A 12,064-nucleotide genomic window follows, 5' to 3' on the forward strand; every position below is an offset into this window, starting at 1 on the left:
CCCACCTGGACGCGCACGCCCGGGAAGACGCCGACGTGATGACGCCGGAGGACATCGACGCTGCCCAGGCACTGAACTTCTCCCGCAACCAGTGGCGCACGCTGGGGTGGATACGTGACGGCAAGGTGCGCGAGACCGCCGACGGATTCAGCGCCTACGACATCAGCCCCGACCGCGCCGACGTCTCCAAGAGGATCAGGAAGACCCTGGTTCCGCGCCTGTGGGCGGCCGGGTTCGTGAAGGTGCTCGCCATCGCCCCCGGGGCCCGCGCGTTCGGTCTCACCGACGAGGGAGCCCGCGCGTTTCGTCTGTGGTCGAACGCGATGCGCATCAACGCGGTCACGGAGCCGGAGAAGGACACCCGGCACGCCGCCGTGAAGAGCTCCCCCTACCGGTGGCTGTCCGCCGGGGAAACCTGGCCCGGGGAGCAGGAGAAGGCCCAGGCCTCAGCGGACGCGGAGCAGGCCGCCAACGAGCGGGCCGCCGCGCTGCGGGCCGCGGAGGAGAAGGCCGCGGCCGAACGGGCCGCCACCCCCACGGTTGATGAGTTGGCTGTGCTGCAAGCGCTGAACGCTGACGGCTTGGACGCGGAGGCGACCGCGACGCTGTCGGCCGCGTACATCGGCCACGTGGTCACCCGTCACCGTCCCGGGGCCACCTCAGCGCGCCTTGACGCGGGCACGGGCAAAGGCGACCGGCGCGTGACGCGTACCTACAACGTCAACGGCGTGGAGAAGCCGATCACGCCGACGGCTGGCAATGCGCTGTCTGCGGCCGCCGCGAACCTCACCGATGCCACGGCCGAGACCTGGCGCGCCCTGTGCACGACGGTAAACGAGCGGTACGGGGTGTACCAGCTCGACCTGGTCGCTGCCATCAAGGCAGGCGCGGCGACGCTCGCCCTGCTCGATCAGGCCGAACAAGGGCCGGAGGAACCGGCGGAGCTGTGGGCTTCGCGCGAGTTCGTGCAGACCGCCAAGCCGGGCACGGAGGCCGAGGTGATCGAGTGGGCCGGGGCGGGGCTGCTGTGGCAGAACGGTGACGGCTTCCGCCACGCCGGCCGTAAGGTCAACGTCTCCCGGGTGCTGCCGCTGATCGAGGCCGGAACCCTCCACCGCAGCGCTGACGGCCGGGTGTACCCCGCCCGGCCCCCGCAGCCCGACAACGAGGCTGCCGCCCCGCCCGCTGCCCGGCCGGAGGTCCCGGCGGCAGGCGGCGGTGGCGCCGCACCGCAGGTCCAGGAGCCGGTCCCGGTGCGGGTGCCGGACACCTTCAGCGCCTCGGGCCGTACGCCGCTCACGTACGACGACCTGGACGGCTGGACGTACGCCGACTTCGTCGCCGCGCACCCGTCTGAGGAGGACACCGCCGACCTGGTGAGGCTCGCCGGGCCAGGCCCGGTGCGATGGCTCTTCGCCCCCGCCGAGGGTGACGCCCCCCGTGCGGTGAATCTGTTCGGTGGTTGTGGAGGCTGGTGCGTGGGGATCCGCCGCATCCTCGGGGCCAAGGTCGACATGCTGTGCATCGACGTCAGCCGCGATGCCACGGCCACGGCGACGCGGGCTGGCTGTCACGCCGTCTGCGCGGACGTGCGCAGCATCGACCCGGAGCACTTCGTGTTCCGGCACACGCAGATCCTGATCGGGTCCTCGCCGTGCATCGACTTCACCAACGCCGGGAAGCGCGCCGGGCGGTTGCCCGAGAACGTCGCCGCTCTGGCCGACGCCATCGAGCAGGCCGGGGCAGCCGTCGGGAACTACATCGTGGACGGCCCCGGCTGCACGTGCCTCACCGACGACGAGTGCGAGTGCGGGCCGGAGGCCTACGACCACTTCGGCCCCCGCTCGGGCGCCACCTGGGACGAGATCCGCTCACTCGTCGCCGACATGCCCGGCGCTGAAACGGCCGGGCTCATGCTCGAACCGATGATCTGGGCCCTCGCACTCAAGCACAGCGGAGCGCCGCTGCACACGATTCTCTTCGAGCAGTCCAACCAGCTCCCGCAGGAAATCCGCGACACGATCACCGAAGAGCTGTACTGCGCCGGGGAGAGTGAACTCGGCGCGGCGGTGTCGGTGACATGGGAAGAGATCGATGCCGCCGCGTACGGGTCGCCGTCAAGGCGCCGCCGGGCGTTCATGATGGCGACGTTCGGCCGCTACAACTCCGGTCCGGCGGCACCTCAGATCACGATCACCGCCGACCAGGCGACAGGGCTTCCCGCTGATCTGGAGGTGATTACCCGGGGCGCGCGCAAGACCAGCGGAGGCAACGCGTTCATCATGGGCCGCGTGATTCCAGGCGTCACCTCGCGTATCCGGTCGGTGGACGTCGGACACAAGGGTGGCCGGTTCACCCTTGAGCAGGTGGCTGCCCTGGTTACCCTCCCCAGGGAGTACGCGGCCCTCGCCGAGGGCTCACGGACGAGCATCTGCCAGCAGTTCGCGGACGTCGTGGCCCCTGTCGTCTCGGCCGCGGTCTTCGGGGAAACCGTCGGCCACCTCTTCGGGATCAAGCGAAACCGGGGCGGATGGCTGCCGCTCCTGCTGGCCTACCTCCGCGAGCAGTACCCCGGAGCCAAGGCGGTCCTGAACACGAAGCTAGCCACGCCGGAAGCGGGGGAATCGGTGGCCAAAGACCGGCGCGGAGATGCGTTCGTCGAGGCCTCGGAGGGCGAGCAGACCCCGCGTGGCCCGGCACCAGCCCGAGCCCGTCCGCAGGTCGAGGTGGAGCCTCCTGTGCACGCGGTCAGCCGCCGCTAGGATGGCGGGCAGGCAGACCTGCTGCCGCCCGCCTCGCACTGTGGCCCGGACCCGCGTGCATCCCAGGCGCTAAGGGGGAGATCTCCACAGTGAGCTGACTTTCTGCTGCGCCCACTCGCGGTGTGCCGGTCCGGGAGCCACGCCGAGAATCGGGACATCATGGCGAAAGCCGATCGCAACACCGCCGCCCGCGCCGCCGTTACCGGCGAGAACCATGCCCAGGCTCTGTCCTGGATCCGCGCTCACGGTCTCCTTCACGGTCTGGCCCCCGACGCCGCGTCCGCCGAGCAGCAGGCCCTGGAGGCGGCGCTGCTCTTCGCGCTCGCCCGGCCGGTCGGGGGTCTGCATCCCCTCCCCCTGAGCGGGAGCCTGTTCGGCGTCGCCAAGGCGAGCCCGGGGCCTGGCAACGAGTTGAGGCTGTGGCCGGTGACCGGATACGAGGCCGAGGTCCTGGTCCGCCTGCTGCCCAGCCGCACGAGCGAGACCGTCTCGACCGTCACCGGCGTTGCCGGGCTGCGCTGGGTCTGCGACGGCAAGTACCTGGCCCTGGGCAGGGTGGGCGCCTCGGAACAGGTACTGCTCGCCGCGCAGCCCCGCGACGTCCGGCAGGCCGGCCGTCTGTGTGCGGAGGCGGGTCTGCTGCCGTTGTGGGATCAGGCTGGCACCGCGTTCGAGGACACTCCGCGCCGCGTCATCGACATCTCCCTCGCCGAGTCGGCGCCCGCCTGGAGCCGCGCGCTGCGCCGCCCGCTCCTGGCTCGCGAGGTCGCCGCCCACTGGGCTTCGCGGGAGCCGACGCTCGCCGAGCTGACCGGTGACGAGTCCGCGCTGATGGCGCGCCCGCACGGGCCGGTCTCCCGGCGCCCGCAGATCGTGTACGTCCGCTCGACGAAAGGTGGGGTCGGCTGCAGCACGCTGAGCGTCCAGATCGCCTACGGGCTGACCCGCGCCGGGCGCACCGTTGCGCTGGTGACCGACGACGCGATGCTGCGGCATGTGGCCAAGGACGCGGCCGACGATGCGGCGGTGTGGCACGAGCCGTTCGCCCCGGCAGGCGGCGGCCGGTTGCTGGCTGCCTCGCACGGCTACTTCGGGGAGCACCTGGACGCGCGCGCCGCGGAGGCGACGGGCCGCGGTGAGGTCGTGGTCCTTGATGTGGGGGGTCGGTCGCCCGCCGAGCTCGCCGGTCTCCCGGCCGCCGACCTGACCGTGCTGACCGACTACTACCGTGCCCGGGACTGGGTGAAGGTCGACGTCATCGACCGCAGGCCCGAGAAGATCCGTGTCTTCGCCGCGCTCGACGAGCGCTTCGCCCGGTGGTGGCGTCCCTCGACGGAACAGGTCGACGCCGAGCGGCTGCGTGCGGCGCTGGACCGGGAGTTCTTCTACTACGCCGTGACCCGGCTGGGGGCCCCTGACGAGGTCGACGTGTACGACGTCGACGATGCCGAGGACGTCGAGGAGTGGTGGGACCTGGGGGCCCACGGGTCGCCCGGACACCCCGACGACGTCCTGCCGCCCGAAGACGGGGCACCTCTGGACCTGTGGCGCCGGCACTTCCTGGACTTCATCACCCCCGAGGGGCAGCGCCGGCACCCGGACTGCTGGGATGCGGTGCGCGACTCCTGGATCACGCACAACCGGCTGCGTAACCTGCAGCGTCTCAGCGCCGACGGGGACCCCATCGAGGACCTGGCCGTACGGGCCTCCGAGTTCCTCGCCACCGTGGCATCCGAGGTCGACCTCCAGCCGCGCGCGGCCACCATGCAGGAGCAGGAGGCGTGGCGCACCGCGAAGCTGATGCGGTGGCTCGACGCCCGGTTCACCGCACACCTGCGCCACGATGCCGCCTACCTGCCCCGGTCTTCGGCTCAGGCGGTGATGGCGGTGCTGGACGCCCGCTTCCTCGCGTACGGACCGCACCACGCCGAGGGATTCGCGGCGCTGGCTGACGAGCTGACGGGTGACAACTGGTGGGATGCGGCCGCGGCCGCCCGGTCCCTGGACGGCGTCTCCTTCCCCCTCCCGCCCGGCCCTGCCGACGACGCGGACGCCCAGGAGCAGGGGTGGGCCCTCTTCCTCGCGGCGGTCGAGGACGAGGGGGCCCGGCGCCATGGCGAGGTGTGGTCGGAGGTCCGCGCACACTGGGTGGAACACCACCACCACCTGGAGCAGGACAAGCGTGCACCGTTCGCACCCGCCGAGGAGGAACTTCCCGAGCTGCGGCGGCAGTTCGCCGCCGCCCTCGCCCCGATCGCGGCCGCAGAGGTGGACTGGGGCTCAGTCATCGGCCAGTGGGTGGCCGGGATGCGCAGCAACGCCGCGCGGGTCCGTGACTTCGACGACCTCATCGAACGCCGCCAGCGGCCCGGCACCGGCGAGGAGACCACCACCGCCCTCCTGCGCAGCGTTCGTACCCTGGGCCTTGACCCGCAGATGCCCGTGGTCATGATCACCAACATGTACCGGCCCATGGGCGGCCCTGAAGCCGTCGCCGAAACGGCTGAAGCTCTGCGCGAACATGGCGTGGCCGCCCTGTGCACGGTGCGCCAGCTCAAGGCCTTCGAGGAGCTCCTGTTCGCGCCCTCGACCTGGAACGACGAGCGGGTCAGGCCGGTCCAGGAGGAGCTCGGTGCGGTCTTGAGCGCCGCGCTGAAGAACGCCCGGAAGACGTCGGCGGGGTCCGGGCGGGACTGAAGCCGGCCTTCGGTCGGGACGTCCCAGAGGAACTCCCCTGGGACGTCCCGCGCCGGTCCGACTGCGTACGCCGTGGGCGTGGGCGGGGTTGCTCCGCCGGCAGTGCGACCGCGTCCCCCGTCGGCCTGCCCGACGGGGGACGCGGAGCATACTCAGGAGCGTGTTCGGGTGGCGAGCAGGTCGGCCACCAGCCGGGCCAGCTGGTTGGCGGCGGCGGCTTCCTGGGCCGAGGGGCGTGTCAGGGCCTGCAGGTCGTCTTCTCGTTCGGCGTGCTCGGGCAGATCCGGCAGGACGGTGAGCGCGGGGATGCCCTCGGCGCGCAGGGCGTCGCGGACGTCGGCGAGGTGGTGCTGCTCGTCGGCGAGGGCGTTGTCGACGTGCGCGACCGCGAGCGCGATGGGGATGTTCTTGGGTGCGTCTGCGTCCAGGCGGGCGAGCAGGAACCGGGCCGTGGCGACCGGGTCGGTGGGGTGGATCGTCTCCTCGATCAGGTGCCGCCAGGGGGCGAGACTGTCCCTGCGGGTGACGGCATCAGCCGCTGCCCACCGGGGGTGGTGTTCCTGCCACGTCTGCTCGCCCCAGCGGGCGGTGGCCGTGGGGGCGGCCTCGCGCAGGACCGTCTCGGTAAGAGCTTCGTCGTCCCCGCCGCCCGGGAGGTCGAGGTTGCGGTTGTAGCGGACCCACACGGCGGCCACGGCCTCCCAGCTGTCCGGGTGGCGGATGGCCCCTTCGCGGGTGAGGAAGGCCAGGAACTCCTGGCGCCAGAGGTCCAGGGTCTCGGCGTCGAGGTCTTCCGGCAGCGCCAGCGGCTCGTCCTCCTCCTCGTCGTCCTCGTCGTCCTCGTCGTCGAAGTCGGGCTGGAAGTCGTCCCACCAGGCGGCGGAGTCCTCGGGGTCGTCGGCGTCGTAGACGTCGGGGTTGTCGTCCGAGACCCGGTCCCAGACGTACGACTCGAACGTCTCGTCCAGGAAGTTCAGCAGCTGGGAGTGCCGGTCACGGGCCCGGGCGCGGGCGGTGAGATAGCGGGTGTTGAGCCAATCCCACATCTGCACCCAGGCGGGGCGCCGGTCGAGGATCTCGGTGCTCCCCCACACTTCGGGGTCGAGGTGGGTGAGGACGACGGCCGCGTCCGCGTGTCCGGCCAGGTGCCGCAGCTCGAAGACGTTGCCGGCGTCGAGAACCACGGTGTCGTGCCCGCGGGCTGCGTCGACGAGCAGAGCCGGGGCGTTGGGCGCGCTCGGGGAGAGAACCATGCCGCGCAGGGTGCCCGGGCCCGGCAGACCGGGCAGCAGGTCGTGCCACTGTCCCGGCTGCGGCGACGTCTTCAGGATCCGGTGGAGCCCGTTCGGGTCGTCGGCGCCGAGGTAGGCGACCGTGGCGCCGGTGCGTGCCAGAGCCCCGGCCAGGGCGAGCGCGGTGGTGGTGCAGCCGAGTCCGCCCTGCCCGAGGGAGCTGGTCACCGCGACGATGCCGCGAGCCGGCCCTCCTGCCGGGCCGACAGGGCGGGCGGCGATGCGCCGGGGCTTGGGGCCCTCCAGTTGCCCGGGCTCCGGCGCGGTCCGGGACCAGTCCGGCGTCTGGGCGGTGTGCAGGCCGGCCCGGCGCAGAGCGCGGCTCCACAGAGCCGCCTCCTCCGGCGGCAGGGTGCCGACGAGGTGGTCCCATGCCTGCCGTTCGCCGGGCTGCGAGGTGCGCGCGGACCACAGCGGTTCGAGGCCGGCGGCCAGGATGTGGTCCTCGGCCTGCTGCAGGGTGGCCGGTCGGGCGCGCAGGATGAGATGGGCACGGTGGCCGGGGCGGGCCAGGAGCAGGGTGTCGGTGCGGCTGGGGTGGGGGTGGGCCCGCAGTCCCGGGACGCCGGCGATGCCGCTGTCGGTGCGGACCGGCAGGATGCGGCCCAGTAGCGGGGTCAGATGGTCGGGGTGGGGCCACAGCACGAGCGTGTCGAGGTCCGGGGAGACCCCGCGCAGCCCGAAGAAGGTGCCCGCGGCGGTGGGGGCGGGGACCTGCGGGTGGGGTCGGGCCAGGATCCGGACGAGGGCGGCTTCGAGGAGCTGCTGGGCGGGGTCGGTGGTGTCGGGTACGAGGCCGAAGTACAGGCCCCGGGCCTGGTAGAAGGCGTGGGCGGCCTGGCGGGGCTCGCCGGTGTATTGCTGTCGCAGCAGGATGTTGCTGCTGTCCCTGGACATAAGGGCATCCGTTCCGCGGCACGACTCCCCGGACCGGCGTACCGGCAGATGCAGTGATGGCTGTGCAACTGGCGTGACGATCGTCTCTTCTCGCCGCTGGTGCACCTGTGGGTCCGGGCCACGCGGTGCGGACGAAGGCAGCAGTCTCTGCCCGGGGACAACATAGCGCCCGCTCCTGGCGGACCGTCCGCAGCACCTCATCACCGACCACCGGCTCAACACTCCTGAGAGGGTCGGAACCGCGATCGCGGTGTACGACCTAGATCAGACGTGCCCCGTTTTCAGGTGCTACGGCGACGTCCAGCGGGAGGCGAGCTGAACGTCGGTGGACCTGCGGAATTCGCCGCACAGAGGTCTGCATCGCCCGCGTGCGGTCAGATATTCCCCGTCAACCTGCCCGTGCACGCCGAGATACGCCCGCCGAGACGAACGAGGAGCCGATCATGACCGAGGCCACCTACTCCACCGTCCGCCGCTACCTCGGCAAGGAGTTCCGCCTCAGCCGGACGTCCACCGGGCGCCGCTCCGGGCAGCGCTGGTCGGAAGGCATCCAGGTCCGCACCTCACAGACGCTCGGCGTGATCGTCGACTACGTCGAGAGCCACGCAGCATGGGGTTCTGGCGGCTCGCTCCGGCAGGAGAAGCTGAACGCCGTCCGGAAGCACCTGGAGCAGCGCTTCACCGTGGCGGACCATTTCGCCGGTGACGGCCGCATGGTCGTCACCGGCAAGCTGGCGAACTAAGCCGGGAGGTAGGGGTACCTCCCGCCCCGATCTGACCTGCACCGGGGTCGCAGTCCGCAGCGGACCTGGGGCGGTACGGCGCGTACGGCGAACACTGTCCGGGAACCCATCGGCCGTGCCGAAACGGGAGCCTCCCGTGAGCTTGCCTTGAGAGCTGGACTCATCGCTACGATGGTGGGCGCAGGAATGGGCAACCGCGCCACGCCTGGTCCACACCGACCTCGACGCCCACACCGTCGACGGGGACCACAGACGTCTGAGACTCGCGCGAGCCAACTCGTCATGCTCTCCTCCTGGACGGCCGACGCGTGTGGGGCAGCAGGCCGGACAAGGACAAGAGGTCATGACCAATCCCCGCCGCCGTGAACAGGACCGTGCCGTACGCGCGTACAAGCGGGCCCACCCTGGCATCACCCTGGCCCAGGTCCGCGCCGCCGTCGCCGCCCGTTCTGGCCCACGCCCCGGCCTCCCCTCCCGGATCACCGGCGCTCCCCTGCCCCGGCCCGGTGAGCACCTTGAGGACTACGTGAAGCGCGTCGCAGTTGCCGCCGGAGTCCAACGGCACCGGGCTGTGGAGCTCCTCGGTCTGGAGCCCGGCGCCTCAGCGACCGAGCGCCTGGACCAGCTCGCCGACAGCCTGTCCGACGCCGCGGTGAAGGCGCTCGTCGCGGCCACTGGCATGACCCCGCAGCAGGCCCGCGCCCTGGCCGCCCCACACAATGCCGGGCCCCAGTACGTGGAGCTTGAAGCCGTGGCACGCCAGCACCTGGGCGAGAAGTACTTCCGGCGCGGCGGCGCGGACAAGACCCGTACGGGGGCGGCTGAGCTCGCCGGTCTGTTCGCCGAAGCGGGCAAGCGGCTCCCTCTCCCGCCCGGTCTGCTCGCCAGCGCGTTGCGCTCCGGCCCCTACCGTCCGGTCATCGTCGACCTCGACTGGCAGGACGACTCCCTTCGGCCGTCCATCGACCCCGAGGTGTTCAAGGCAGTCGCCCAGGCCCTTGGCATCGAGCAGGGGGACGACCCGCACGCGTAGCAGGACAGCCAGACGACGTCGGGGCTCAGCGGTTGGGTAGAACACGGCTGGGCCCCGGCCCGCAGCAACGCACCGTCGCGGCCGGCCGGGGCCGGGCCTCGGCCGGCTTCCCTTCCCTTCCCCGCTGACGCAGGTGAAGGCGGAGACCTCCTCGGCAACCGGGCACCGGCCGATCCAACGACGGCTGTGAGCGGACGGCCGCGGAGGCATAGACCTGTTGCCCCACTGCTGTCCGCTCCCTGCGGCAGACTCATCGAGCCCGCACCGTCCCTTGAGCGCAGTCCCGCAGGGGGCATCCGCACTGAATGCCGCGTGTCGCCGACCGCTGACACCTCCCAGCGGCTGAGCCGGGCCGTGCTGAGAGCCGTGGCGGCAGCGCGCAAATTCGCCGCACGACTGCCCGACTTCCCAGCTCGCGGTTAGCTGCTCCCGTTACCCCGCCCGCCCTGAGAGGAACAGCCCGTGACCGACCAGCCGACCCTGGCCACGCTCACTGAGGAGCAGCTGGCCGACCTCATCGCCAAGGCCACGGCGTTCCGCAACCAGCCGTCTCTCCACCAGTGCTTCTACCCGGGATGTCTACGGGAGTTCGACATGGCAGCCCGCATGGACGGGCGGGAGCCAGCCCGTCCTTCCTGGTCCGGTGCTGGCTGGCGTCAGGTCACCCGTGGTCCCTCGACCGGCTCCGTCTGTCCCGATCATGTCGGCATCGTCACCGAGCACCTGCCCCGCACCGTCGACGTGCCCAACGGCCGCTGGATGGTGGCCTGCGCCTGCGGCTGGATGTCCCGCTCCCAGATTTACGGTGGTCTTCTGCGGCCGCTGTGGGAGGAACATCTCCTGCTCGCAGCCGGGGAGCTCGCTGCGCCTGTGACGCTCGCTGAAATACCCGGTCGGCTGTCGCTGGACGAGCACACGGAGGCCAGCCTGGCGGAGCTTTACGAAGTCCTGGAGGACACCGAGCACGACCGAGCCGAGACCCGCGAGGCAGCGCAGGCCATGTACAAGGCCTGGGACTGGCACCGGAAGGCCTTCGGCGGGATCGCACGGGCCGTCAATGCCGTCTGCAACATGATGCGCCTAGGCGTCGGTGACACCCGTGACTGGTCCGCCGACCGGCACGACGCCTACCTGTGGGCCGTCCTCATCGGCTGGGACGACGACACGCTCAAGAACGTCGCGGCACGGCACCGGTGGAACGAGCACCGCGTCCGGTACGTGCGCGAAATGCGCGCCCTCCTCTCCCCCATTACCGACCCGCAGAAGCAGGAAGCCGCCGAATGAACCCTCTGACCGCCGGAGCCGCAGCTCCCACAACCGGACCCGTCTCCCCTCCACGGCAAAGCGCCAGGGCGGGCACAAGTCCTCTGAATCCGCGCGGGAGGGCAAGCCGCTCGAGGAGATGCCTCCCTGGACCCAGGACGTCGTCTTCAGGGACGCCCTTGGACTGGTAAAGGACGAGCACGCAACCTGGGTCCCGTACACCTCGCCGCGCGGGATCGAGTTCGTCATCACCTCGGCCTGCGGCTTCCGCTACACGGTCTCCAAGAACGGCATCGCCTAGCCCGCCCGCAGGATTCGCCGATCGTCGCCCTTTCCGCACCCCGCCCTATTCACTGCGGCCGTCCCGCCGGCGATACACCAAGGCCCCGCCGGCGCTCACCACCCGCGGAGCGGAGACACGATGAATGAACTGCCCCACCAGAGCCCGCCCACCGAAGGCGAACTGCTGCGCGCAGCCCTGGCTGCCGTCGGCCGCTACGCCTTCCCTGGCACCGAGGGAGGGATGACCTTCCTGATCATGGCCGCACGTCCCGGCGCCCCCGACGACGAGGAAGCCGCCTACGACGGCCCGCATGTCCTGATGTACGCCGGCGAGCGTGCCGAGCGCCCCGCCACCGAGCACCGTGAACCCTGGTCCGCGCACCTGCACGACGTCACCGGCGACTACCTCACCACCCTGGTCGACGGCGCACCGGGCGACATCGACGCAGTGGCCGACGCCGTCCGGTGCGCCCGCGAGGTAACTGACAAGCTCGCCCATCGCTACGACACCGTCCCGACGCCCTCGCTGTAGTCCTCTACAGCTCGGCGCTCCAGGTCCTACAGAGTCCACGTCCGGGGCCCTGGAGCGCCCAACGTCCGCACGCAATCCCGAGTTCACCGCGGCGGCAGTCGACTGGCCACGTCCCCTCGTCGAGGCGACAAGGTGCCACACGACCCTGCCCCCCCACTCAGGGACGGCTGTCCGCTCCCTGCAGCAGGCTCACGGCGGCCACCAATGTCCCTGACACAGTGCCGCGCCGACAAGGGCCGTACCCGCTGCTCCTGCCCGCCGCCGACCGCACCCGGCCGACCAGATTCGCGGCCAGGCGACGCTACGGCTGCGGTCGGCTTCAGTGACCACGACCGCAGCAACCGTCGGCTTCTCCTCAAGGAAGGCGTCCATGAGCACCACCCCTTACACCGATGACGACCTCCGGGCCGAGGCTGCCCGCCAGCGCGCCCTCATCCAGGATCCCGACTTCATGGGTGTCGGCGAGCAGATGGAGGGCAACCTCCGCTGGGCAGCGCTCAATCAGGAGGAGTTCCGTCAGGCGCAGCAGAAGATCCATAACCTCATCAACAAGGCGGCCGACA

8 protein-coding genes and 1 pseudogene are annotated in these 12,064 nt (G+C 71.3%); 8 read left to right on the plus strand and 1 reads right to left on the minus strand.

The window, feature by feature from the left end; all coding sequences use genetic code 11:
• Positions 1-2,762 (plus strand): hypothetical protein (locus VN520_RS18470; protein WP_325748020.1); only part of this gene is annotated, 2,762 nt, incomplete at its 5' end.
• Positions 2,763-2,921: 159 nt separating this feature from the next.
• Complete coding sequence (locus tag VN520_RS18475; RefSeq protein WP_325748021.1) at positions 2,922-5,459, plus strand: hypothetical protein; 2,538 nt, start codon at positions 2,922-2,924, stop codon at positions 5,457-5,459.
• Positions 5,460-5,611: 152 nt separating this feature from the next.
• Here VN520_RS18475 and VN520_RS18480 read toward each other — a convergent pair whose 3' ends face one another.
• Complete coding sequence (locus tag VN520_RS18480; protein ID WP_325748022.1) at positions 5,612-7,648, minus strand: hypothetical protein; 2,037 nt, start codon at positions 7,646-7,648, stop codon at positions 5,612-5,614.
• Between the two features lie 443 nt (positions 7,649-8,091).
• On the opposite strand from VN520_RS18480, the gene VN520_RS18485 reads away from it, so the two are divergent.
• From VN520_RS18485 to VN520_RS18510, 6 genes and pseudogenes are all read left to right on the plus strand, one after another.
• Positions 8,092-8,391, plus strand: coding sequence for a hypothetical protein (locus tag VN520_RS18485; RefSeq protein WP_325748023.1), 300 nt, complete (start codon positions 8,092-8,094; stop codon positions 8,389-8,391).
• Between the two features lie 343 nt (positions 8,392-8,734).
• Positions 8,735-9,424, plus strand: a complete 690-nt coding sequence (locus VN520_RS18490; protein WP_325748024.1) for a hypothetical protein — start codon at positions 8,735-8,737, stop codon at positions 9,422-9,424.
• Positions 9,425-9,886: 462 nt separating this feature from the next.
• Positions 9,887-10,708, plus strand: a complete 822-nt coding sequence (locus tag VN520_RS18495; protein WP_325748025.1) for a hypothetical protein — start codon at positions 9,887-9,889, stop codon at positions 10,706-10,708.
• Positions 10,709-10,826: 118 nt separating this feature from the next.
• Complete coding sequence (locus tag VN520_RS18500) at positions 10,827-10,988, plus strand: hypothetical protein (protein ID WP_325748026.1); 162 nt, start codon at positions 10,827-10,829, stop codon at positions 10,986-10,988.
• Positions 10,989-11,108: 120 nt separating this feature from the next.
• A complete protein-coding gene (locus tag VN520_RS18505; protein ID WP_325748027.1) occupies positions 11,109-11,501 on the plus strand; it encodes a hypothetical protein in 393 nt (130 codons plus the stop codon).
• A 370-nt stretch (positions 11,502-11,871) separates the two neighbouring features.
• Positions 11,872-12,064, plus strand: a pseudogene (locus VN520_RS18510) (hypothetical protein); the annotation flags it as partial.

The sequence above is a fragment of the Streptomyces sp. genome (assembly GCF_035563135.1).
GTDB lineage: Bacteria > Actinomycetota > Actinomycetes > Streptomycetales > Streptomycetaceae > Streptomyces.

Bases quoted from the DNA above. Each gene is read 5' to 3' on its own strand.
- VN520_RS18475 (WP_325748021.1), top strand. From the start codon at position 2,922: ATGGCGAAAGCCGATCGCAACACCGCCGCCCGCGCCGCCGTTACCGGC.
- VN520_RS18480 (WP_325748022.1), bottom strand. From the start codon at position 7,648: ATGTCCAGGGACAGCAGCAACATCCTGCTGCGACAGCAATACACCGGC.
- VN520_RS18485 (WP_325748023.1), top strand. From the start codon at position 8,092: ATGACCGAGGCCACCTACTCCACCGTCCGCCGCTACCTCGGCAAGGAG.
- VN520_RS18490 (WP_325748024.1), top strand. From the start codon at position 8,735: ATGACCAATCCCCGCCGCCGTGAACAGGACCGTGCCGTACGCGCGTAC.
- VN520_RS18500 (WP_325748026.1), top strand. From the start codon at position 10,827: ATGCCTCCCTGGACCCAGGACGTCGTCTTCAGGGACGCCCTTGGACTG.
- VN520_RS18505 (WP_325748027.1), top strand. From the start codon at position 11,109: ATGAATGAACTGCCCCACCAGAGCCCGCCCACCGAAGGCGAACTGCTG.